This is a genomic window from Shewanella polaris, assembly GCF_006385555.1.
Lineage (GTDB): Bacteria > Pseudomonadota > Gammaproteobacteria > Enterobacterales > Shewanellaceae > Shewanella > Shewanella polaris.
In genome coordinates this window covers 1,778,865-1,803,962 of record NZ_CP041036.1, presented here as the reverse complement: position 1 = coordinate 1,803,962, position 25,098 = coordinate 1,778,865, and the positions used below count along the sequence as shown (strand labels likewise).

Here is a 25,098-nt window from a genome sequence, read left to right as displayed (position 1 = left end):
GTCTCACCTCCAGGGTAGGAAGTGGACTCGCCTTAGTTTTTAGAATATTCAAGACACTTAAACAGTGTTTTGAGAACTCAAGATACTGATGCTTTCGCATCAGTATTATTTTTCGCACTAACGTAATCACACAAACGACAACGAATTATCATCTATGCGCCTTTAGTTAGTACTATCAGCTTTCCAAATTGTTAAAGAGCGGGCTTAAAAAAGCCAAAGATAAAATTTCATTTATCTTTGGCATCTCTAACCTATGCATATGCTTATCGTCATGATAAGTGTAAATGGTGGAGCTATGCGGGATCGAACCGCAGACCTCCTGCGTGCAAGGCAGGCGCTCTCCCAGCTGAGCTATAGCCCCATTTACATGCAGTGAGATTAATATCAAGTAACCAATCATAAGATTGGCGAAGCCAAATCGAATTTTAACAAGTTAATTCAATGCGACGTTTAGTTCACTAAACGAGTATTTAATTAACGCAGATAAAATGAAGATTTGGTGGGTCAGAGTGGACTTGAACCACCGACCTCACCCTTATCAGGGGTGCGCTCTAACCAGCTGAGCTACAGACCCATTCTTTTTGGTCTTTTAATCCTTACTCGGCGTTACTTTCTTCGTTTCTCAGTCATGTGCTAAAAGCACACTCCCTGCGAGACTCATCAAGTGCCTTGATTAAGAATCAAAATCCTCAAAAATACCTTTCGATATCTTTCTCTTTCTTTCTATCAAGTAATCTGTGTGAACACTCACATGCATCGCTGCACTTTTAGGTATTGAGTTAGTCGTATAGGTAAGGAGGTGATCCAGCCCCAGGTTCCCCTAGGGCTACCTTGTTACGACTTCACCCCAGTCATGAACCACAAAGTGGTGAGCGTTCTCCCGAAGGTTAAACTACCCACTTCTTTTGCAGCCCACTCCCATGGTGTGACGGGCGGTGTGTACAAGGCCCGGGAACGTATTCACCGTAGCATTCTGATCTACGATTACTAGCGATTCCGACTTCATGGAGTCGAGTTGCAGACTCCAATCCGGACTACGACGTACTTTGTGAGATTAGCTCCACCTCGCGGCTTTGCAACCCTCTGTATACGCCATTGTAGCACGTGTGTAGCCCTACTCGTAAGGGCCATGATGACTTGACGTCGTCCCCACCTTCCTCCGGTTTATCACCGGCAGTCTCCCTAGAGTTCCCACCATTACGTGCTGGCAAATAAGGATAGGGGTTGCGCTCGTTGCGGGACTTAACCCAACATTTCACAACACGAGCTGACGACAGCCATGCAGCACCTGTCTCACAGTTCCCGAAGGCACACCAGAATCTCTTCCGGCTTCTGTGGATGTCAAGAGTAGGTAAGGTTCTTCGCGTTGCATCGAATTAAACCACATGCTCCACCGCTTGTGCGGGCCCCCGTCAATTCATTTGAGTTTTAACCTTGCGGCCGTACTCCCCAGGCGGTCTACTTAATGCGTTAGCTTGGGAGCCCAGTGACTAAGTCACCAAACTCCGAGTAGACATCGTTTACGGCGTGGACTACCAGGGTATCTAATCCTGTTTGCTCCCCACGCTTTCGTACATGAGCGTCAGTCTTTGTCCAGGGGGCCGCCTTCGCCACCGGTATTCCTTCAGATCTCTACGCATTTCACCGCTACACCTGAAATTCTACCCCCCTCTACAAGACTCTAGTTCACCAGTTCTAAATGCAATTCCCAGGTTGAGCCCGGGGATTTCACATCTAGCTTAATGAACCGCCTGCGTACGCTTTACGCCCAGTAATTCCGATTAACGCTCGGACCCCTCGTATTACCGCGGCTGCTGGCACGAAGTTAGCCGGTCCTTCTTCTGTAGGTAACGTCACAGCAGCGTGCTATTAACACGCTACCTTTCCTCCCTACTGAAAGTGCTTTACAACCCGAAGGCCTTCTTCACACACGCGGCATGGCTGCATCAGGGTTTCCCCCATTGTGCAATATTCCCCACTGCTGCCTCCCGTAGGAGTCTGGGCCGTGTCTCAGTCCCAGTGTGGCTGATCATCCTCTCAGAACAGCTAGGGATCGTCGCCTTGGTGAGCCATTACCTCACCAACTAGCTAATCCCACCTAGGTTCATCCAATCGCGAAAGGCCCGAAGGTCCCCTCCTTTCCCCCGTAGGGCGTATGCGGTATTAGCAGTCGTTTCCAACTGTTATCCCCCTCGACTGGGCAGATCCCTAGGCATTACTCACCCGTCCGCCGCTCGTCAGCAAAGTAGCAAGCTACTTTCTGTTACCGCTCGACTTGCATGTGTTAGGCCTGCCGCCAGCGTTCAATCTGAGCCATGATCAAACTCTTCAATTAAAGTTTTTTGAAATACTCTGTTAGGAATATCTCGGCTCAATGAATTCTGATTTACACCTTATAAACTCGGAAGAATCTATAAAATGCTTGTTACATATTGCTATGAACATTCATCGTTGCATTGAGTTGAAATTTTTTGATTACTTAAAGCAGTTAAACTGATTTAAGTAATTGTCGAATAACTCAATACCTGTGAATGTCCACACAGATTACTTGATAAATTGTTAAAGAGCGGACCTGGTAACTAGCGTTAGACGCCGTGTTCCGTGTCAGTGGGGTGTATTATAGGGAAAACATTTTATAGCGCAAGAGCTTTCTGTTTTTTTATTACGAATTCAACCCAACTGCGCACATTTTAAACTCAAAGCCACATTTGAGGATGTTTTTGCTGGCTTTATGAACAAAAACGGCTTACTAGAAACAATGTTGATTTTATTTTTTGTATTCTTATATGCCTTATTATGCGGTTCACCGAGTTATAAGTACGTAATTTGCCCCATTAAGGCTAAAATATTGCTGAAACAAGGTTAAATCGATGTTAACTCAACAAAGTCTTATTGTAAAACCCAATATAGCCATTTCGGACTGAACATATCTGCTTATCTTAAGAGCATTTATTATGAATGGATAACAAGGGCTACTTATATATGGGAAGGACATGTTAAAACGAAGTATCGAAGGAACGAAGTAAAACCAAAGGCTAGTTTATCTGTAAGTCGATGTTCATATATAAGTGGGCTAATGCTTACACATGAACTGACAGTAAACCAAGAATTATTACCCGTGTTGCGATTATTGTGTCAGTAATTGACTCAATTGACTTGGCACATCAGCAATACTGTCAACCACCGCGCTGGCAAGTGCAATACCTGCTTCATCTACCACTTTACCTGAGCGAACTAAAATAGCAGTGTTAATACCAGCAGCTTTCGCAGCACGCATATCATCAGCCTTGTCACCCACCATCACTGACTGACTCATGTCAATTTTTAAAAACTCAGCCGCTGAAGTTAACATGCCTGGTTTTGGTTTACGGCAATCACAGTCTTGCTTATATTCGCCTAAACCTTTTTCTGGATGATGTGGACAATAGTAAATACCATCAAGCTCGACGCCTTTATCTGCAAAGTTCCAATCCATCCATTCAGTTAAATGATGAAAATCATCCTCACTGTAAATGCCACGCGCAATCCCAGATTGGTTAGTGACGACAATTAATAGGTAGCCCATTTGCTTTAGCGCTAAGCAAGCTTCAAATACACCGTTTATATATTCAAACTCGTCCACGGTATGGACATAACCATTGTCAATATTGATGACACCGTCACGATCTAAAAATACTGCTTTATTCAACCTTACACTCCTTAAACGCTTTCTTGCTTTGATTATCCCATTGAGATGATTTTGGTGCCAGTCAATCTGTATATTTTTGTATATTTGTTTAAATGGCCACTTTTTCTGACGTTAATCAGCTCAATTGCATAGGTTTCACTTTATAAAGCTGCTGCTAAGCGTTACCCTTGCTCGAATAAATTAGTAATGACAATATAATACATGAACAATATACCTCCTATTATTCATAAAACTCGCACTCAACTTGTCGTTGAGGCGCTAAGAGAACGGATTCTTTCTGGTGACATACAAGGAGGAGAACCGCTAAGACAATCTGCAATTGCAGAACAATTGAATGTAAGTCGCATTCCTGTCCGTGAGGCTTTAGTACAATTAGAAGCTGAAGGCCTGATCAATTTCGAGCCACATAAAGGTGCAACTGCAACCTTGTTGTCTGTTGAACAAGTTACCGAGTTATTTGAATTACGCGCAATGATTGAATCAGATTTATTGGCTAAAGCTATTCCAAATTTAACTGATGATGCTCTTATTGAAGCAGAAGCAATTTTGGTTCAACTTGAATTAGCGTTTAAACTGAAAGAATCCGTTGCCAGTTGGAGTGAACTGAATACTCGCTTCCATACTCGTTTATATGCAGCGGCTAATCGCCCCCATACAATGGATGTTGTTAACGGTTTAAACACTAATTGCGATAGATATATTCGTCTACAGCTCCTTTTTACTGGCGGGATCCCTGTCGCAGAAAGAGAGCATAGAGTGTTGCTCGAATTGTGTAAAAATCGAGATATCGAAAAAGCAACGCAATTGTTGCGTGAGCATATATTGCATGCCTCAGCTTCGATAAAAAAACTGGTAGAACAAAAAGTTAAGTAATAAAAACAATAGCAAATCTTAGTAACGACTATTTAAGTCCATATTTTCAAAAACTTGCCATCAAGAGCTTCTCAGTTTAATTTGAAAGCCAAACTATTGATGTTGAAATTAAATTTTATTAACTATTGAAACGTATTGAGAGAATTCTTATGCAGTATGCACATATTACCGGTTGGGGTAAGTCTGTTCCACCCGCAACATTAACCAATGAAGATTTAGCCACATTCATGGAAACAACCGATGAATGGATTAAGACACGTACTGGCATCAGTAAGCGTAATATTAGTCATGTTAATACTTCTGAAATGGCATCGGTAGCCGCTAAGCATGCACTTGCTGCTGCAGGGATTGATGGCTGTGAACTGGATTTAATTATTTTAGCAACCGCTAGTCCTGATACTTTAATCCCCAATATTGCATCAAAAGTACAAGCCGATATTGGTGCAACATGTGGTGCATTTGACATTAACGCCGCTTGCAGTGGATTTTTGTATGGCGTTGGTTTAGCCAGTTCAATGATTAAAAGTGGTCAAAGTAAAAAAATTCTCATTATTGGTGCTGAACGTTTATCGTTTTACTTAGACTGGTCCCGCCGCGAAACAGCTGTTTTATTTGGTGACGGAGCGGGTGCAGTGGTCCTTGAAGCTAGCAATCAACCTGGTGGCGTATTAGGTTATGAGATAAATAATGATCCAGAAGGTCGTGACATTTTAAAGTCTGACTTTGGTTCCAAGATGGATAGATTGGATACAGACTCATTAGATTTTTATATCCACATTAATGGTCAAGATGTGTTTAAACGTGCTATTCATGGCATGGGTAGTTTAAGCAATACAGTATTAGAAAAATGCGGAATGAGTATCGATGATGTCGATTTTGTTATACCGCACCAAGCAAATGAACGAATTATTGATACATTAATAAGCCGGATGAAAATTCCGAAAGAAAAAGCTTTCGTTAATATCGCTGACTATGGCAATACATCTGCTGCAACTATCCCGATTGCGATTTGTGATGCATTATCACAGGGTAAAATTGTCCCTGGACAAACGATTTTATCATGTGCATTTGGTGCAGGATTAACCTCTGCAGCTGTACTATTTAAATGGGGAGAAAGAATAACCCCTATCTCAGTAAGTGATGCAAATTTACCACCTTGTGATAAAACCGCACTTGAATTGATTAAACCTGCAGTTGACTATTTTTTCAATAAAGCTAATAACCCAAAATAAGCTTTATTCAGTATCTAATAAAAAGCCAGTCTCGATGATTGGCTTTTTTATTTGCTAAGCAGACACCTTGATTAAGTCTTTAACATATAATTTTTTAATATCGCCCATCGCTGCCACTTGAGCCAACAATAATTCAGCACATGATAGTGCATCGACAAGCGCATTGTGCGCCGAATAAACAGGTAAATGATATCGTTCTCGACTCGCCCCTAATCGTAGCGAACCTTCCTTTAATACAGGTTGTTGCATTAAACAACGTTTCTTTTCTATTGCTAGCGTATCAATAAACACTAACGGAATAGATTGACCAAAGCAGCGTATTAACTGCTGTTGAATAAACTGTATATCTAACGGTGCATGATGAGCCACCAAAATATAGCCTTTAGTTTGTGATAAAAACCAGTCAATGGCCTCGTCTAACGTTAATGCCATATTCAATTGATTATCAACAATACCGTGAACCGTCGCGCTATGACCGACACTACCGTTAATTGCAATCATCATATGTTGTGCTTTCTCTAGTGGAATAACGCCCTTGATAATCGGTACCATGCCAATACTAATGACTTGATCATTGATGGGATCCAATCCTGTCATTTCTAAATCGATTGCCATGAGTGGCGCATCGAAAAATGGTTTTGTTAATGCTGGAGTGATTGCTTCTAAATAAGAATTGAGTGACGAAGGTAAAGTGGTAATTTTGTTACGCCACAACACGACTTTTATCCACCACAAATTAGACACTAAAAACTCCTCATAAACTTAAGTTTTATACCAGCTTGTGCATCATGGACCACTTTAAAAGCATCACGCAGTTGATGACGCATTAATGAAGAAAGATGTTGTGGTTTTAAAAAATTATTAACAGGTAAATTATTGGTCGCTTGGTAACCTTGATTAGCTAAACGCATATGCGCAATAAACTCATGGGCATCCGCCAAGTTAAGGGCATCTTTACGATTCATAATATTCGAGTCCATCAATACTCTAATTCGTTTGGCAGTATTCACCTCTTTTATCCCTGCACTTAACGCATACACTCTAGCAATGTCATTAATTAACGCACTGCCCTTATGCTTTAAATCCATGCCTTTAACTTCTGTTCCATCACGCTCAAGAACAAACTTTCTAAAAAATCCCAGTGGTGGAGATTCTGTAAGCGAATTACCCGCCATGCCAGCCAGAAAGATATCGTTATTTTTTGTTGAGGCTAAAACATCATCTTGAAGTTCACTAAATAAATTCTGTGGCCCAAATACTGATCGCATATCGAAAAAAATACTGGCATGCATTAAGGCTTTTGGTTCTGGGGTATTAACCCATTTTGAAAACAGCCCTTTCCATTTCACCAGTGATAATCGCCATTTAGGATTTTGCGCCATAATGTCGCCGGGACAATAAATATAACCACATTCATCTAATCCCTTACAGACTGCTTTGGTTAAGGTTTCAAAATAAGCAGCAGCGAATTCATCAGGCTCGTGAGCAAGTAATAAACCATTGTCTTGATCCGAACAGGCCACTTGATCTTGGCGACCTTGGGAACCAAAAGCCAACCAACAAAACGCCATCGGAGCCTGTCCTAAAATCTGTTGGTTCAGCTCAATAAGACGACGAGTTAATGCATCGGTTACTGAGGTTAATACCCGACCAATCTCTTCTGCTCTGGCATCGGCACTAATTAGGTTTTGTAATAGTAATGGGATCTGTTTACTCACTTGAATAAGTTTTTCTATGTTACCTTGTCGCCCTATTTCGCCAATAAGCAAAAGTGGCTGAGAGCTTTGAGAGCGTAATATATCAGTGCTAGTGATCATCCCTAACGCATGACTACCATCAACTACTGGTAAGTGGTGAATATTATGCTCGCTCATCGCCAACATTGTTTCGAACACTAACGCATTAGCGTGAGTTGTCACTGGATTGATTGTCATAGCTTGACTCACCAGTGTATTAACATCTAATCCTTCAGCAATGACACGATTACGTAAGTCCCGGTCAGTCAATATACCGGTTAATTTTCGGTTATCGGTAACTAACACCGATGACACTCTGTGCTCACGCATCATTTTAGCTGCATCCATCACACTGGCATGCGCATCAATCATAATGGGCTGAGATGACATAATTGAAGTAATACGACTAGTTGCAGTCAAGTCTTTAGCAGTAAATTTAGCTTCATTGCGCAAGCGTTTAGCAAAAGCACGGGCAAAAAACTGATCAAAGCTTCGATGCTCGGAACGCAATTTGGCAAACACGGATTGTGGTAAATGATAAACTAAACTGTCTTCAAGAATGGCTACTTTATTAACCACTTTCTCACCAGATAATAAGGTGGAAAATCCAAAACATTCGCCTTCTGCGACTCTATCAACCAGCACCCCTTCGGGATCGCGCACTTCAAATGCGCCACTACGTACAATGTATAATTTAGGATTGTCTTTATCAAACTCAACAAATGCAGAGGCTTTACTGTAATAACCAACTGTAATCAATTTTGCGCACCGTTGGATCACATCAACGGGTAATGAATCAAACGGTGAATGAGCCGCTAAAAACTGCTCTACTGGTTGTAACTCGCTGGCATCCATTAATCATTTCCCTATTGTGCATAAGCGAACAATATCACTATAGCAAAGCGTTTCGCTTATCTGCTATAGGACTAAAGCCCAACAAAAAGAGCGCCTAAGCGCTCTTTTTAAACAGTGTTGATTACAGCAGTTTAATGATCGTGTGCTTCACCTGACCCTTTAGGGAAACGAATCGACTCAACCATCGCGACTATTTCGTCAGGAATTTTAGTAGTGACTTTACTGACAGCAAAAGCGACACCAAAGTTAACCATCATTCCCACCATACCAATACCTTCAGGTGAAATACCGAAGAACCAATTTTCAGCTGAGTTGGCTGCCGGATTAATAAACTTGAAGTACATAATATAACTAGCAGTAAATAATAACCCGATCACCATGCCCGAAATAGCACCTTCTTTATTCATGGTTCTAGAGAAAATGCCCATAATAATAGCAGGGAATAACGAGGCTGCAGCAAGACCAAATGCAATGGCCACCACCGCCGCTACAAATCCAGGAGGATTAATACCAAAGTAACCCGCCATAACAACCCCAAAACCTGCGGCTATTCGTGCATACATTAACTCTTTCTTATCCGAAATATCCGGCATAAGATTTTTCTTGAGTAAATCATGCGACACAGACGTTGAAATAACCAATAGTAGACCAGCTGATGTAGACAGTGCAGCGGCTAAACCACCCGCAGCCACTAATGCAATAACCCATGCTGGAAGGTTAGCAATTTCAGGCGTAGCAAGAACCATAATATCTCGGTCAATGTTCATCTCATTTTTATCACCATTGGTGTAAAAAATCTTGCCATCGTTGTTCTTATCTTCCCACTTAATTAACCCTGTTTTTTCCCAGTTTTTAATCCAAGTTGGCGCAGTTTCATAAGGCACGCCAGTCGATTCTGGTCCATTGATGGTTTCAATCATATTAACGCGAGAGAATGCAGACAATGCAGGAATAGTGGTATACATAATAGCAATAAACACTAATGCCCAGCCCGCTGAAATACGTGCATCTTTTACTCTAGGAACAGTAAAGAAACGTACAATTACATGAGGCAAGCCCGCTGTACCAAACATTAAAGCACCGGTAATAAAGAACACATCAATCATCGATTTGGAGCCTTCGGTATATTGGGAGAACCCAAGCTCTGCCGATAACCCATCGAGTTTATCGAGTAAGAACACTCCCGTACCATTACCTGCGGCATCAATCATCTCAGCGCCAAAACCAATTTGCGGTAATATATGACCCGTCATCATTACAGAGATGAAGATAGCAGGAACCATAAATGCAAAAATAAGTACGCAGTATTGTGCTACCTGTGTGTAAGTAATCCCTTTCATGCCACCTAATACAGCATAAAAGAACACCACTGCCATACCAATGTACACGCCTGTTTCAACGTCAACTTCTAAGAAGCGAGAAAATACCACGCCAACACCACGCATTTGCCCTGCAATGTAAGTAAAACAAATAAAGATGGCACAAATAACAGCTACAGTTCGTGCTGTCTGTGAGTAGTAACGATCACCAATAAAATCTGGTACCGTAAATTTACCAAATTTGCGTAAATAAGGTGCCATACATAAGGCTAATAGTACGTAACCGCCCGTCCAACCCATTAGATAAACTGAGCCATCATAACCGGTAAAAGATACAATACCGGCTAATGATATAAACGAAGCTGCTGACATCCAGTCGGCTGCAGTTGCCATACCGTTCAAAACAGGGTGAACGCCACCACCTGCAACGTAAAACTCTTTAGTTGAACCTGCACGAGACCAAATGGCGATCCCGATGTACAGCGCAAAAGTCGCGCCGACAATTATATATGTTAATGTTTGAACATCCATTTTTAGTGCTCCTTAGTCTTCCTGAACATTGTATTTTTTGTCTAATGTATTAGCTTTCGCTACATAAACAAAAATCAGCGCCACGAATACATACATTGCACCCTGCTGCGCAAACCAGAAACCCAGTTTGAATCCCATAAAGGTAATTTCGTTTAACACATCTACTAATAAAATACCGCAGCCAAATGACACTGCAGCCCAAATTGCAAGCAAGCTAAGTACTAAACGTAAATTCTCACGCCAGTAACCCGCTGCCTTATCGTTATTTTCAAAACTCATTGTGACTCCCCATAAGTTATTTTTTCTAAAGTCATAGTTAATTTAGCAACTCAGGGGGGCACCACAATCAAGACCTTAGTCGTACTTAATTAACAAACGTTAACGTAAAACATAAAATACTATATAAAACAGGATGTTAAAAATAACAAATTAAAAATAACTTGTTGTTTCTTCAATTGAATTAGACCAAGGTCGAACAAGATTTCGCCATTAAAAGATTGGGATCTGCATCACAAAAGATAAAAAGGGATATTTGCGAGTAAAAAATTTCCGTTTGCGTTGAAATCTGTACTATTTCCAGAGATAAGTACTTAGATAGAAGTAAATTTTTTAGAATACAAATAATTAAGGATATTTTTTGACGTTGCCACGGATTAATCAACAACACCTATTATTCTCGATTCTTTTAGGAGTAATCGGATTTATCATCAATTGTCATCCAATACAATTTTTCGCCAACATCCAATTTGTATTAGGTAACACGGTCACTGTCATTGCAGCCGTTTGGATCCTTGGTACGCATTTTTGACAGCCATGATGGCATCTACAGAATTAATGTTGATATAAGATAGCCCGCATGTGTATTTGTTTTTGGGGATTGAAGCATTATTTTTAGGTTATGCTAATAAGAAGCTCACTGAACTGGCTTATATAATCGTCGTTTTGCTGAACGTAAATTTGGTGAATTAGTGGATTTTTGTTTGCGCAGCAAACAGAGCATAACGGTTGTATTGCTTGATTTAGATTTCTTTAAAAAGGTGAATGACAATTATGGTCATTTAGCTGGAGATGAGTGTTTACGGAACGTGTCGCAATTATTACAGAAATATTTTAAACGTGACATTGATATTGCGGCCCGTTACAGCGGTGAGGAATTTTTGCTTATTCTGCCTTTGTCCAACATCTTACATATTGAACATCATCTCGATGGCTTTAGAGAAACACTGTCACAATTGACATTCACATCACCCGAAGATAAACAGTCATTTAATGTAACTGTCAGTATTGGTGTTATTACGGCAAAAGCTGATTATGAAGCTGAACTCGATAAGTGAATTAAAGTCGCGGATGAGAACCTCTACCAAGCAAAGCAAAGCAACAAGGACATAACCAAACTATTATTAATACCATTAGCGACTAATATTGAGTGGTTTACTGTCTCATGGTGTCTCAGATTGATGTCCAAGAGTAAACTCATCAATTCGAGACATCATATATGGATAAAATGGATTCCATTTCTGACGCAGCATGTCATTCCCCGATATACTAAATATACCTCGTTCGCCTTGATAAATAGCTCTACCTATTTGGATTTTTTCGGAATTATCATCGAGCAATGGCCCATAAAGCGTATCTTCAATCGGAAAGTTTAACGCCACATGGGATAAAGAATACACATCTTTAGGCCAATTTAAATTTAATGCTAATACATCATCCGTTTTCGACTTATCAGTTAGCTCCCTCACCTGCACCTGATTATCATGTTGTGGATCATTCTCAACTAAGCTTAAGCGGTACGGCAACAGTTCAGGTAACCAAAAGGGAGCAAAAGATGCCAAAGGATCCTGAAACAGCAGTTGGTTGTTACTCCGTGTCCGATTCACGTCAAATAACACTAATTGATGATCTTTTTTTACTGGTAATCTTTGATATAACAAATCGACCACAGCCAGCGATGAAACAGTATCATCGACGACAGACTGAAACGTTAATATTGCAGGTATAGCATTAAATTGTTGTGCTGTTAATGATGCTAATAGAGTCTGATTACGTTGTGTTAATTGGTAAACAACATCGCCAGCATTAACTGCAAAAGATTGATATTTGAAAGGATCGTATTCAGTTTGAATGCTATTCCAATACAACTTATCTTGTCCAAGTAGCTTACCTAACTGTGCTTGCCAGTAAGCGCCTGCAGCAATAGGCGCTAGACCAATGGCTGGCGATAACATTATTATGCCATCAAAGCTCGTAGGTTTATCTAAGCTGATATTCTCTAGCTCATGATTTAACGCTAATGCCGCTCCAGTAGAAAATCCCACCACATAAATCGGTTTATTAGGTAGTTGTGCAGAGAGATGCGCTACAGCAAGTGATACCGCCCCAGCAAGATCAGGCCAGTTAATATCGGTTAATCCTGAAGGAATAGTTCCATGTCCAGGTAAACGTAACCCTAATACATGCGCCTGGTGCTGATAATGTTGAGCTATATGCGATAACATATAAGGTGAGTCAGACATACCGTGCAGTAATAATAAGCCAAACTCTGCTTGTGGGTTTGGCCATTCGAATGAACGGTTCCAATTTTGCTGCCATAACCCTGGATCAGACAGGCTATTACGTTCATAACGATTAATAGGAGATGCTATTTCAGGTTGATATTGACGGTAAATTTGCTGCTCTACTTCAGCAAATAGTTTATCTTCTAATTGTAAATATTGATTAAAATCAGTTAAGCCTGACTGTTGATGATATTCAGAGGTAAGATGTGTTGTGTGCCACAATGATAAATTAGGCCGTGCATTAAGCAGCCAAACGGCGGTGATAATCAACGCTAAAGCGATACCCAAGGCACCATAAAATGCGGCAAATAAAAAATGTTTAGTCGACCCAATCACAATTGCGCGCATAATAACCTTAGAAATAGAGATCAAATATAAACAAAGAACATAGGGTAACATTTACCGCCGAACCGCTAGGTATTCACCATTCATAATGATACTGGAAGTAACATGTCATCTGATTTATTTAGCCATATATGGGGACCAATGAATCCCGATATCATTTTTTATTTACCTACGCCTCCAGAACTATCAACACATTGGCAAGCCAGTCATCCCGATGCCATCACCCAACTGGTCACATTGAATGGTAATCACTGGCGTAAAATTGTCACCATTATGGCAAAGGTTTGTTGTTTAGATCACGATATGAATGCCAACAAAGGGATTGGTTGGAAACAGATCCGTGACCAATTATTTAATGAGCCTCATGATCAACAAACCGATAAACACATCAACATTCCATCACGCTTGCATTGCCAATTACGTATTGTTAATTCAAATGTTTATCATCATAACGAGGTTGTATTTACTCCTGAATCTTGGCATATTTTATGTGGCAAAGAAGTCCAGCAACTAATGGGCATAACGGAGCCTCAGCAGTATACATCACTAGATGAAAAGCAAAAAATACGTCACCAGCACACTGTGCTACTGACGCCATATTTAGATTATCGACAATATGCTAATACGTTAATAGAACTAACCCGGCAACACATCGCTTCAAGCAAAGTGTAATGTGTTAATCGTAAATCGTCGGAATAGGTTCACGTTTATGCTGAGTGCGTTTATAGATACTCACCAGTTTATCTTCAACAAACTTAGCGACATCTTTACCTTCTAAGAAGTCATCAATTTGATCATAGGTCAGTCCTAACGCGACTTCGTCTTCAAGTTGTGGCTTATTGTCTTCTAAATCGGCTGTTGGAGCTTTTTTTACTAATAAATCGGGAGCGCCCAAATACGCTGCTAACTGGCGAACTTGACGTTTATTCAAACCAAATAACGGTGCTAAATCGCAAGCCCCATCACCCCATTTAGTAAAGAACCCAGTGATACTTTCTGCACTATGATCGGTTCCCACAACAAGGCCACCCATAGCACCAGCAATATCATATTGGACTATCATGCGCATTCTGGCTTTTACATTACCCTTGAGAAAATCAATCTTGGCAGTATCCGTTGATGCCAATCCTACATCATTGAGGCCCGCTAGCGTGGCATTATGAATACCAATAACACCATCATGAACATTTACAGTCACCTGTTTTGAAGGCTGAATAAACTGACAGGCTAGCTGAGCTTCAGCTTCATCTTGCTGAACATGATAAGGTAAGCGCACCGCAATAAACTGATACTCATCACTGGCTTTTTCTTGATTAAGGCTATTGACTGCTAGTTGGCATAAACGTCCGGCAAGAGATGAATCAACACCACCACTAATCCCCAATACTAAGGTTTTACTGTGAGCCTCAGATAATTTAGCTTTAATAAAAGCAACACGGCGCTGAATTTCAAACTCAGGCTCAATGGCTTTGAGTACATGCATCTCTCTTAAGATTTGTCCTTTCACGTTTCGCTCCTGATTGCTTATTAATATTCTGACTTTCGATGCCTATTCTATAAAAATCTACACAAAAAAAAACGATAATGATGCTTCATTATCGTTTTTTTTTATCGACGATAGATTATCGTTCCCAATATGACTCTTCTAAACTGTCTTCCCGCTCAGGTAAACCGCGAGACAGACGCGGGCTGTGTTGAGCTAACACCTCGTATGCAACGCGATTAGCGTATTTGCACAACTGTGAAAATGACGAATAACATAAACCGTCTCGTTTGTGCTTACTTGAGCCGGGTATATTGGTTTTATGAAAAGTATTAGCTGATAAATCATGCAACAGCGCAGACAAGGCTCCATCTCCAGCGCCATTAGTATTACGGATTAATTCCGGCCCGCCCATATATGGCGCAATATGAGCATACACTTTTATCGGAATGTCGCAATCTGCTTGTAATTTAGGTCGCGAAAACTCATAGCGATTAAACTCAGGAATGGTACCAGGTAACAAAGTATGACTTGTTTCGCGTTTTTCATTATCATCGGTATAGCCTGCGGTATAAAGCCCAATAGGTCCTGCCGTAGTTAATACCATATCACACCATTCAAGCGCAGCTTCGCTGGCCAGTAATGGATCTTTAAAACCGGTTAATGCTTCACCTTCGTCTTCATTCATCGCTAAAATAGTGACGTGATCATTAATAAAGTTTTGCCACCATTGCGGATCTTCTTGAATCAAAAAACGCGTGCCTAAAGTTAATACCACTGGCACATCTGCTTCTTTAGCGTAATTAATCGCCGTCATTGCCGCATCGGTAATACCATCACCTTCGCTTGCTCGCATCAGGTAAGCGGTTAACACTAACGCAGAACTGCCCTGCACCACCTCTTTATCAATATACTCAGGTGTCAGCTTATCCATAGAGCCTTTACTAATAGCAAATGTGCGTTCGCCACAGTCTGAAATCAGTGTAAAGCAGCGACCGATAGGGCCATCAACAGGTTGTAAAAAGTTAAGGTCAACTTTAGATGAAGTATGACATAAATAGCAGTATGCGTAGCTACCCACCATAATGTGTTGACTCATGACCCCAAAAAGCACTGAGCGATCGTCGGCTAAAATAGAATAATTATGTACTGTGTTGCCAATAGTGCCACCAGCAAACTCGTCACTGATCATGTCATTGGACTTTAGTTCATTGTATAGATTGTGGGCAAGTTCATCATTGATAAGAGTCGAGTTACCCTTAGGTAATCCGTAGCGCTGAAGTAGGTCATCCTCAACTTTTGCTTCAATATCCACCAGCGTCTGATCGATCCCACAAATATAGGTTGAAATAGGTTGTGGTTGTTGAGTAAGTTGAGCCAATAAAGGATCACGACGGTTTACAGGGAAATAGTGTTTAGACTTACGTTGACCAGGAAACTTCATATTGGGCTCTCATAGCTTGGCATCCATGCAAGTGTGGAAATAATTACCACTGGCACTCTTTCAACGTTGAAAAAATGATTATCTGCGAAAATGGCGGCAGATTTTATCATAGGTCAGTATTATTTCTATATTACTTTTATCAACTAGCCAGCTTAATTACGGACTTATCTTAATTCACATCACAGTTCTATGATTATCCGTGGTTTTGTTGATACCAGAGTAGTGACGTGAATGCTCACTGGCTAGATACGAAAAAAGCCTGCTAGGCAGGCTTTTAAATGTGTAACTCATCAACGACTATTTTAAAACGTTAGCCAATTGTTCACTGACTTTAGCAACAGATTGGGTACCGTCAAACTTGTTATATTGAGTTCGACCTTCTGCAGCCACTTTGCCATAGTAATCGACTAATGGCTTAGTTTGCTCATGGTAAATACCTAAGCGCTTACGCACTGTGCTTTCTTCGTCATCTGGACGAATAGCTAAATCTTCACCAGTAACGTCATCTTTACCTTCCACTCTAGGTGGATTAAATTCTAAATGGTAAACACGGCCAGAACCAGGATGAACACGACGTCCACTCATGCGCTTAACAATTTCTTCGTCTGGCACATCGATTTCGATAACATGATCAATCTCAATACCATTTTCAGCCATTGCATCAGCTTGAGGAATTGTGCGAGGAAAACCGTCAAGTAAGAAACCTTTAGCGCAATCGTCTTGAGCAATACGTTCTTTCACTAAACCAATAATAAGGTCATCAGACACTAATTGACCTGCATCCATTACTTTCTTAGCTTCTAAACCTAATGGAGTGCCTGCTTTAACTGCGGCACGCAACATATCACCGGTTGAGATTTGTGGGATACCATACTGTTCCATAATGAACTGTGCTTGGGTACCTTTACCGGCACCAGGTGCACCCAATAAAATAATGCGCATCTCAAAAGTCCTCTTTTAAGTTTATGTTCTTTTTAGGGCGGCGATTTTCGCACATCTGCCACTCTTTTAATAGCGCTTTTGTTATGACATTAGACCTAAATCTAATAAGGCTTGTAACAAAAAGGCTTCAATTTGTTTAATACAGCAAAGTATATAATTTACGACGATATTGATTCGCTAACGCGTTACCCTGGCCTATTGCAGTCAAAATCTCCATGAAGACTTGTTTAACTTTGCCATCTGCGGCGTTCAAGTCTTTTTGTAAAATAGTGAACAATAACTCAAGTGCTTCTTCGTTACGTTGAGCCGCATTGAGTGCTTTAGCTAATAACACCACTGCATCAAGATTGTCTGGTTGTTCGGCAACATTTTGCTGTAGTTGACGAATTTCTGGAGTATCAGCGGCATCTTCGGCAAGTGCCAATTTAGCCTTTAAATTCTGATAATAACTATCTTGATCCGCTAAACCAATACTGGCTAATAAACTTTTGGCATCCGCTAATAAACCTTGCTGTAATGCCACATCTGCCATCACCAATCCCACTTCAGCGGACTGCTGTGCATCGATAAAAATTGTTTTTAACTGATCAGAAATTTTAGTTAAGTCTTCTGGCGATAACTCGTCTTGGGCTAATTGTTGCTTAACATCATCAAATTCTTGTATCCACATCGGTGGCAAATGCTTATTCAATAAGTCGCTAACTTGCTCTTGGCTTTGAAGCCCGGCAAAACCGTCAATAGGACGACCTTGGTCCAAAATTAATGTGGTCGGTAAATCTTGGATTTGAAAATAATTAGCAATTTCTAATTCAGTTTCGCAATTAACTTTAGCGAGAATAAATCGCCCAGCTTGAGCCGACGCTAACTGTTCCAACGTTTGCAACATCTGTACGCTTTCTGGTTGCTGTTGAGTCCAAAATGCCAATACCACCATTTTTTTCATTGAGGTATCAACAACTTGTTGAATATTGTCTTTAGTAAGATTAATGAGGTAGTCCATAAAGCCTCCGCAGCATGACAAAAACAAAAGCGGACATACAGTCCGCTTTTATGGTTTAAATCGAGTTTATTTTACGCTCGCCAATAACATTTGATTGGTTAGCTTAATAAACGCTGATGGATCAGCCAAACTGCCTTTTTCTGATAATAACGCTTGTTGTAATAACAAGTTAGCCCAATCAGCAAACAATTTCTCGTCTGTTTCTTTATTAAGATGTTCAACCAAAGGATGGGTTGGATTAATCTCAAATATCGGTTTAGACTCTGGTACTGGCTGACCAGCTGCTTCCATCAATTTAATCATCTGAGTCGACATTTCACCTTCACCGGCTACCACACATGCAGGAGTGTCAGTTAAACGCGAAGTAACACAAACATCTGAGACTTTGTCTGCTAAAGCAGCTTTAACGCGTTCAACAAGATCTTTAGATTCTTCGGCTACTTTGTCGTGAGCTTCTTTATCAGCCGCATCTTCTAGCTCACCTAATTCTAAATCACCACGAGTAACTGAATGTAATTTTTTACCTTTAAATTCAGTTAAGTGATTCACTAACCATTCATCGATACGCTCAGACATTAATAGTACTTCAATGCCTTTTTTACGCAATAACTCAAGATGTGGGCTGTTAGCTGCGGCTTCATAACTGTCGGCAACTATATAGTAAATCTTGTCTTGGCCTTCTTTCATGCGCCCAATGTAATCTTCCAAAGATACGGTCGTTGCTGCTGAGTTGTTATGAGTAGAGGCAAAACGCAGCAGTCCAGCAATACGTTCTTTGTTAGCAAAGTCCTCTGCAGGACCTTCTTTTAATACTTGACCAAACTCAGCCCAGAAAGATTGATATTGTTCAGGCTCATCTTTAGCTAATTTTTCAAGCATGCCTAATACGCGTTTAGTAATACCCACACGCATTGCCGTTGTGACATGGTTATCTTGTAAAATTTCACGAGAAACGTTTAGTGGCAAATCATTCGAATCGATTAATCCTCGAACGAAGCGCAAGTATGTCGGTAAAAACTGTTCTGCATCATCCATAATAAAGACACGTTGAACAAATAGTTTCAAGCCATGTTTATGATCACGGTTCCACATATCCCAAGGTGCTTTGGCTGGAATATACAACAAGCTAGTGTATTCTTGCTTACCTTCAACCCGATTATGAGACCATTTCAGAGCATCATTAAAATCATGAGAAATGTGCTTATAAAATTCTTGATATTCTTCGTCTGTAATATCTGATTTATTACGAGTCCAAAGCGCAGTGGCTTTGTTCATCACTTTCCATTCACCTTCGGTCGCAGCAATTTTTTCGCCATCAGGACCTTCAGACTCAGGAGTACCTTCATTCCACATTTGTACCGGAACAGAGATATGATCGGAGTACTTGGTAATAATTGAGCGTAGACGGTGATCATCTGCAAACTCGAGTTCGTCATCGCGTAGTTGCAAAGTAATTTCAGTACCGCGTTCATTTTTAGTAATACTTTCTACGTTAAATGAACCTTCGCCTTCAGACTCCCACAATACACCTTCGCTAGCAGGATGCCCTGCAGCACGGGTTCGTACAGTAACTTTTTTGGCTACGATAAAAGCAGAATAAAAGCCAACACCAAACTGACCAATTAATTGAGAATCTTTTGATGCTTCGCCGGAAAGGTTGTTAAAAAATTCTTTAGTGCCAGATTTAGCGATAGTTCCTAAATGTTCAATAACGCTATCGCGCGTCATACCAATACCATTATCAGAAATGGTGACAGTGCCTTTTTCTTTATTGGCACTGACTCGAACGCGTAAATCGCCGTTACCTTCATATAAAGCATCATCAGTTAACGCTAAATATCGTAATTTATCTGCTGCATCGGCTGCATTTGAAACCAGCTCACGTAAGAAAATCTCTTTATTTGAATACAGAGAGTGGATCATCAATTGCAGAAGTTGTTTGACTTCGGTTTGAAAGCCATGAGTTTCTTGTTGTGACATGAGTATTTCCCTTGGTGTTACGTTAAAACGATCACGAGTCGAAAAATCTACTCGCCTTAAAAATCTGTGTTAACCAAGAGATGGGGGGACATTACAACCTTTTCAAGGGCCAAGGTTACCTTGTTGAATAATAAATCGTCAGTTAAGCCCACATCCGCTCTATATGGGCATTTTTACAACATATACTCCTCATAATTCACCTAAAATGAGATAAAAAATGCCAACAAACCTTATTAAGGGTCTGCTGGCACAATGTTGTTCTCAATGAATAATAGCTTTGTTACAAAGGAATACGGCCATTGAAAGATAATGCTAAGGTGGTGCTATCGACGTATTCAAGCTCCCCACCTACCGGAACACCATGAGCAATACGACTGATCACAACATTGTGTCTTCTAGCCATATCAGCAATGAAATGTGCAGTAGCATCACCCTCAACGGTCGGATTAGTCGCCAAAATAAGCTCACTCACCTCATCAGAGGTTAAGTGGCGCTCAAGTAACGCTAAACCCAACTCTTCAGGACCAACACCGTCTAACGGTGACAAATGCCCTAACAACACAAAATAACGACCATTAAAATGTCCACCGGCTTCAATAGCAAGCACATCGGCAGGTGTTTCCACCACACAAATAATCCCTGAATTAATTCGACGGTGACTACTGCATATCGGGCATAGGTCTTGTTCGGTAAATGTCCGGCAACTTTGGCAATGACCAACTTCAGACATGGCTTTTTGCAATGAATCGGCAAGCTTAAGACCTGCTTTACGCTCACGTTCAAGTAATTGAAAAGCCATGCGCTGTGCAGACTTAGGGCCGACACCTGGCAAAGCACGTAAAGATTGAATTAATTCATCAACCAAAGGACTAAATTTCATAAAATTGCGAATACCTTAAATAACTAAACTCATTGTGATGTCACGGATGAAGCCGTCTTGTGATCAGCTAAGCCAAAATGCGGAAACACCAAAGCAGTGCGATTATTGTCTGTGCAGGGCTCGAATGCAAAGATTAATGCTTTTGTAGTAAGAAATGAAGCCAACAATTTTTAAATTACGCAGTATTTTTTGTTTAATGCTTAGGTAAAAACCCCTCATCGAAGACGAGTGACATGTTATAGCGGGCTTAAAGGTGAACGTCCGATGCGGGTAAATAGGTTATCTTCACACAGCAAAGAATAACTAACCAACCGAATGACAACAATATGCACTCACTTTAATGGCAAGCAACATAACCAGCTAAATAAGAGAATGCTCAAGTTTTGAAAGCCATCACCTTTCTGTCTGGCTCATCTGATATTCTATTAAACAAGTATTTAACATTTTCGGTTGACCCGAGAAAGAGATTCACAACGATATTGAAAACATCTCAAAAAGAGACATTTCCAAATTAAAGTGTCACCAATGCAAGGACTCAAAATGCTCGATACTTTACCATTATTAGGCAGTGGATTCGTTATTTGCGGCGCGATATTACTGGCAATGGCAATCGCACCAGTTTGGAAGCTATTTAGCCAACTACCAACAGGCGGATTACGCTATAGCTGGGGATTTCTTATTCTGCTGATATTGTTCTTCATTGTAGGTTATATTGTATATGCACAATTTAACTTGATGACATTTTCTCAACCACTTGATCTAGTGGTGCCGGTTATATTTTTTTGCGGTGCTATTTTTGTATTGGTTGTTTGTACCCTGTCCCTCAAAACCACCAGTGACATCATGCAGATGAACGCACTCAAGCAGGAAAATATCACCGACCCACTAACAGATATATTTAACCGGAGATACTTAGAACGTCGCCTCAAAGAAGAAACACAAAAGGCACAAAGTTATTCTAACCCACTATCCATCTTCCTTATCGATATAGATCATTTCAAGATTATTAATGATAATTATGGTCATCAGATTGGTGACTTAGTTTTGAAAAATATAGCCCAAAATATTAAAATGTCGTTAAGAGAGTCAGATATAATTGCTCGTTATGGTGGTGAAGAGTTTATTGTCATCCTCCCTCTAACTCAAGTATTCACATCTTATACTCTTGCTGAACGACTCCGAACGGTTGTGGAAAACTCAAAATTGGCAATCCCTAGCGATACTGGCATAGATATTATTTCAATTGGAGTTACAGTAAGTATTGGTATAGCAGGACTTACGTCTGAATGTAAAGACTACCAATGCCTGATTAAAAATGCTGATACAGCACTCTATCAAGCAAAACAAAATGGCCGAAACCAAGTCCGTATGGCGTAAGCGCTATAAACGCTGCGTTAATAAACTGCCTTTATCTAGTAAACCGTCACAGTACTCTCATTGTAATAGTCAACGATAACCCAAGCGTTTCAGAATGACATTTCATTCAAATTCGGTTTCGATATACAGTCGACTAACGAATAACTTAACTCACTGACAACACCCGAATGACAGATTAAAGGGGGGTATGAGTTATATGATGCAAAGTTTCGCTACTTATCTGAACGATAGCTAAAGACGTTATCAAGCGGTAAATTAAACACCTCTGCAATTTTAAATGCGACTTCAAGTGTTGGTGAGTATTTATTTGACTCAATGGCCATCACAGTTTGGCGCGTCACACCGATTTGTTCGGCGAGCTGTTTTTGGGTCATTTCATTATGTAAAAAACGTAAAGTACGGATAGAATTTGAAATGCCTATTTTACTGTCATCAAGGTTACTCATAAATCTCACCGGTTCGGCCCTTGTACAACTGCACACCATAATAGGCTAGTTCTGCCAGTAAAAATGCCACCAATAATATATGCAGCGGCAAGTGGGGAACATATTGCGGCATAAGGGTAAAACCTTGCGCATCAATATTATATTGAACCATGGCAAAAACCACTCCAACTTGCAAAATGATAGCGGCATACTTATAGCCTACCAAATTAATTTGTTTCTCTCTGACATCCATCGGTTGTGACAGTTCATCATCACTGATCAGGGCAAGTAATATATAACTCACTACCATCAATACAATGGAGTAAATAATAATTTGCAATAACAAGGACGATAACCATTCAATAGAGGCTAATTGCTCCGGCGACGCACTCGCTAACTGACTAATATAATGGTAAAAAATATAACCTGTGATTAAAAAATCAACCGATAACATTAGCTCTCGAAAACTGGTTTCTTGTAACCATTGATGTACTTTATGCTTATCTACCATGTTAACTCCAATCAACTTTATGTAAAAAATATTTAACTTAACAATCATATCGACAGGAAAAGAGATGTCAAATATTTTTAACTCGGAGTTAATAATTAAGTACTTTATGTTGATGGAGAATTTACATTAATATAATGGAATAACTGTATCGAATACCTATTGTGTAAAAGATCAATACTAGTTAATTCTTCTACACTATAACGAAAAAGGCTCAAGCATAATGCTTGAGCCTTTTTAAGTTGTTGTGTCCCGTCCTGAGATAAGTTGACACATTGGAGACTTATCTATGAAACCTTCAGTATCAATCAATATAAAACGTACTCAACGAGATTACACATTAGGCTTTAAATTAGCGGTTGTTAGTCAAGTAGAAAAAGGCGAGCTAACGTATAAGCAAGCTCAAAACCACTATGGCATTCAAGGGAGAAGTACCGTCCTAACATGGTTACGAAAACATGGTAGATTAGATTGGTCCCAGCCGATTGAGCATTCACCTATGTCCAAATCTACAGAAACACCCGCCCAGAAAATCAAACGATTAGAGAAACAAGTCTCCAATCTCGAAATGAAAAATATGATTTATGGCGATATGGTCGAGTTACTTAAAAATGAGTACGGTATTGATTTAGAAAAAAAGTACTTAGCCGAACGCTCTGGCTTGCCAAAGAAAAAGGCACTGTAAAGCTAGCGACAGCGAGTCGGCAGTTTAACCTATCAAGACAAGCTGTTTATCAATGGAAGCAGCGCTTAGCAGCAAGAGCTGACATGTTAAAACCGGTGATGACTATGGTTATGTATTGGCGTCAGTTCATGCCCAGAGTGGGTACGCGTAAGCTTTATCAACTCATCAAGCCACAGTTACTTGAACAAGGCATAAAGCTAGGTAGGGACGGCCTATTTCAGTATTTAAAACAACACAATATGTTAGTAAAGCCTAGGAAGAATTACACCAAGACAACCCATAGCCACCATTGGTTGAGAAAACACCCAAACTTACTCAAAGACAGAGTGGTGAAGAGCGTTGAAGAGGTATTTGTCAGTGACATAACCTACGTAAAATCAGACGAAGGAACTCACTATTTATCATTAGTCACAGATGCATATTCAAGAAAAATAATGGGTTATGAATTAAGTGATGAAATGAAAGCCAGTGATGTTGTTAAAGCATTGGAGATGACGATAAAGAATCGTCAGACAACCAGTGATGTCATTCATCATTCAGATAGAGGGATACAGTACTGCTCAGCAGAATATCAACATAAATTGGCTGCGAATGCGATAAGGCCATCGATGACAGATGGGTATGATTGTTATCAGAATGCGTTAGCTGAGCGAGTGAATGGTATTTTGAAGCAAGAGTTTTTACTTTACCGCTGTCGTACGATGAAGGAGCTGGCAATACTCATCAAAGAATCTATTAGGATTTATAACGAGTTAAGACCGCACCTTAGTTTAGGAATGAAAACCCCAAACGAAGTGCATGAAAAAGCCAGTCGGGAGTTCCAACTGGCTTAATAAAAACCGTCAACCTATTTTAGGACTAGACATTGTATCAGACAACCATTAAAACGGCATTTTCATTCCAGGTGGTAATTGCATACCCCCCGTAACTTCGGCCATTTTAGTTTTTTGATTTTCTTCAATGCGACGAGCGGCGTCATTGCACGCTGCAGCGATGAGATCTTCTAACATCTCTTTATCGTCTTCCATCAAGCTTGGATCAATTTCAACTTTACGCACATTGTGATTACCTGTCATGGTTACTTTAACCAAGCCAGCACCCGCTTCACCCGTCATTTCGGTGCGCGCTATTTCTTCCTGCACTTTAGCCATTTTATCTTGCATCATCTGGGCTTGTTTCATTAAATTGCCCATACCGCCTTTTCCACCAAACATAGTCATATCTCTCTAATTTA

Annotated in this window: 21 protein-coding genes, 2 tRNA genes and 1 rRNA gene; 6 read left to right on the top strand and 18 right to left on the bottom strand. The window is 40.3% G+C overall.

From position 1 onward, the window contains the following. Positions 1-285: 285 nt before the first annotated feature. The 4 genes from FH971_RS07905 to gmhB all read right to left on the bottom strand — a co-directional run bounded on the left by FH971_RS07905 (position 286) and on the right by gmhB (position 3,688). Positions 286-361, bottom strand: a tRNA-Ala gene (locus FH971_RS07905). Between the two features lie 136 nt (positions 362-497). Continuing rightward, positions 498-574 (bottom strand) — tRNA-Ile (locus FH971_RS07900). Between the two features lie 218 nt (positions 575-792). Next, positions 793-2,335 (bottom strand): 16S ribosomal RNA (locus FH971_RS07895). A gap of 792 nt (positions 2,336-3,127) precedes the next feature. Beyond that, positions 3,128-3,688, bottom strand: a complete 561-nt coding sequence (gene gmhB, locus FH971_RS07890) for a D-glycero-beta-D-manno-heptose 1,7-bisphosphate 7-phosphatase (RefSeq protein ID WP_137221234.1) — start codon at positions 3,686-3,688, stop codon at positions 3,128-3,130. A gap of 201 nt (positions 3,689-3,889) precedes the next feature. Between gmhB and FH971_RS07885 the strand changes: the two genes are divergently transcribed. Then, a complete protein-coding gene (locus FH971_RS07885; RefSeq protein WP_137221236.1) occupies positions 3,890-4,561 on the top strand; it encodes a GntR family transcriptional regulator in 672 nt (223 codons plus the stop codon). Between the two features lie 149 nt (positions 4,562-4,710). Then, a complete protein-coding gene (locus tag FH971_RS07880) occupies positions 4,711-5,793 on the top strand; it encodes a ketoacyl-ACP synthase III (protein WP_140233934.1) in 1,083 nt (360 codons plus the stop codon). 54 nt (positions 5,794-5,847) lie between these two features. On the opposite strand, the gene FH971_RS07875 is transcribed toward FH971_RS07880, so the two are convergent. From FH971_RS07875 to FH971_RS07860, 4 genes are all read right to left on the bottom strand, one after another. Further along, positions 5,848-6,537 carry an exonuclease domain-containing protein gene (locus FH971_RS07875; protein WP_137221240.1) on the bottom strand — a complete coding sequence of 230 codons (690 nt, stop codon included), beginning with the start codon at positions 6,535-6,537 and terminating at the stop codon, positions 5,848-5,850. Next, on the bottom strand, positions 6,537-8,384 hold the full coding sequence (locus tag FH971_RS07870) for a DUF294 nucleotidyltransferase-like domain-containing protein (RefSeq protein WP_140233933.1): 1,848 nt from the start codon (positions 8,382-8,384) through the stop codon (positions 6,537-6,539). Before FH971_RS07870 ends, FH971_RS07875 begins: the two co-directional genes overlap by 1 nt. 131 nt (positions 8,385-8,515) lie before the next feature. After that, complete coding sequence (locus FH971_RS07865) at positions 8,516-10,234, bottom strand: sodium:solute symporter family protein (protein WP_137221244.1); 1,719 nt, start codon at positions 10,232-10,234, stop codon at positions 8,516-8,518. Between the two features lie 12 nt (positions 10,235-10,246). Next, positions 10,247-10,513 carry a DUF4212 domain-containing protein gene (locus tag FH971_RS07860; protein WP_011637017.1) on the bottom strand — a complete coding sequence of 89 codons (267 nt, stop codon included), beginning with the start codon at positions 10,511-10,513 and terminating at the stop codon, positions 10,247-10,249. Positions 10,514-11,214: 701 nt separating this feature from the next. Here FH971_RS07860 and FH971_RS07855 point away from each other — a divergent pair. Continuing rightward, a complete protein-coding gene (locus FH971_RS07855) occupies positions 11,215-11,568 on the top strand; it encodes a GGDEF domain-containing protein (RefSeq protein ID WP_240778458.1) in 354 nt (117 codons plus the stop codon). 105 nt (positions 11,569-11,673) lie between these two features. Here the strand turns inward: FH971_RS07855 and FH971_RS07850 are convergent, their stop codons facing one another. After that, positions 11,674-13,143: an alpha/beta hydrolase gene (locus FH971_RS07850; RefSeq protein WP_140233931.1), complete on the bottom strand. Its 1,470-nt coding sequence runs from the start codon at positions 13,141-13,143 to the stop codon at positions 11,674-11,676. Between the two features lie 102 nt (positions 13,144-13,245). On the opposite strand from FH971_RS07850, the gene FH971_RS07845 reads away from it, so the two are divergent. Next, a complete protein-coding gene (locus FH971_RS07845; protein ID WP_240778457.1) occupies positions 13,246-13,812 on the top strand; it encodes a DUF6942 family protein in 567 nt (188 codons plus the stop codon). Between the two features lie 4 nt (positions 13,813-13,816). Here FH971_RS07845 and nadE read toward each other — a convergent pair whose 3' ends face one another. The 6 genes from nadE to recR all read right to left on the bottom strand — a co-directional run bounded on the left by nadE (position 13,817) and on the right by recR (position 20,869). After that, complete coding sequence (nadE, locus tag FH971_RS07840; protein ID WP_137221248.1) at positions 13,817-14,647, bottom strand: ammonia-dependent NAD(+) synthetase; 831 nt, start codon at positions 14,645-14,647, stop codon at positions 13,817-13,819. Between the two features lie 115 nt (positions 14,648-14,762). After that, the gene (locus FH971_RS07835) at positions 14,763-16,067 is read right to left on the bottom strand and encodes an inosine/guanosine kinase (RefSeq protein ID WP_140233930.1); all 1,305 of its coding nucleotides are present in this window, start codon (positions 16,065-16,067) and stop codon (positions 14,763-14,765) included. A 297-nt stretch (positions 16,068-16,364) separates the two neighbouring features. After that, a complete protein-coding gene (gene adk, locus FH971_RS07830) occupies positions 16,365-17,009 on the bottom strand; it encodes an adenylate kinase (protein ID WP_137221252.1) in 645 nt (214 codons plus the stop codon). Positions 17,010-17,145: 136 nt separating this feature from the next. After that, positions 17,146-18,009, bottom strand: coding sequence for a tetratricopeptide repeat protein (locus tag FH971_RS07825; protein ID WP_140233929.1), 864 nt, complete (start codon positions 18,007-18,009; stop codon positions 17,146-17,148). A 66-nt stretch (positions 18,010-18,075) separates the two neighbouring features. Then, complete coding sequence (htpG, locus tag FH971_RS07820; RefSeq protein WP_140233928.1) at positions 18,076-19,989, bottom strand: molecular chaperone HtpG; 1,914 nt, start codon at positions 19,987-19,989, stop codon at positions 18,076-18,078. Positions 19,990-20,269: 280 nt separating this feature from the next. Further along, the gene (recR, locus tag FH971_RS07815) at positions 20,270-20,869 is read right to left on the bottom strand and encodes a recombination mediator RecR (protein WP_140233927.1); all 600 of its coding nucleotides are present in this window, start codon (positions 20,867-20,869) and stop codon (positions 20,270-20,272) included. 525 nt (positions 20,870-21,394) lie between these two features. Here recR and FH971_RS07810 point away from each other — a divergent pair. Then, entirely contained in the window at positions 21,395-22,246 is an 852-nt protein-coding gene (locus tag FH971_RS07810) for a GGDEF domain-containing protein (RefSeq protein WP_240778456.1), read from the top strand. Positions 22,247-22,458: 212 nt separating this feature from the next. Here the strand turns inward: FH971_RS07810 and FH971_RS07805 are convergent, their stop codons facing one another. Further along, positions 22,459-22,692 (bottom strand): helix-turn-helix transcriptional regulator, encoded by a 234-nt coding sequence (locus FH971_RS07805; RefSeq protein WP_137221262.1) that lies wholly within the window; start codon positions 22,690-22,692, stop codon positions 22,459-22,461. Continuing rightward, positions 22,685-23,182, bottom strand: coding sequence for a hypothetical protein (locus FH971_RS07800; protein ID WP_137221264.1), 498 nt, complete (start codon positions 23,180-23,182; stop codon positions 22,685-22,687). The genes FH971_RS07805 and FH971_RS07800 overlap by 8 nt, the downstream gene beginning before the upstream one ends. A 286-nt stretch (positions 23,183-23,468) precedes the next feature. Here FH971_RS07800 and FH971_RS07795 point away from each other — a divergent pair. Then, positions 23,469-24,697 (top strand): IS3 family transposase gene (locus tag FH971_RS07795; protein ID WP_140233926.1). Its coding sequence is split into 2 segments (ribosomal slippage): positions 23,469-23,820 and positions 23,820-24,697, totalling 1,230 coding nucleotides; the frame shifts between segments, so codons are not numbered across the junction. Positions 24,698-24,745: 48 nt separating this feature from the next. On the opposite strand, the gene FH971_RS07790 is transcribed toward FH971_RS07795, so the two are convergent. Beyond that, positions 24,746-25,078, bottom strand: a complete 333-nt coding sequence (locus FH971_RS07790) for a YbaB/EbfC family nucleoid-associated protein (protein WP_011637860.1) — start codon at positions 25,076-25,078, stop codon at positions 24,746-24,748. Positions 25,079-25,098 lie beyond the last annotated feature (20 nt).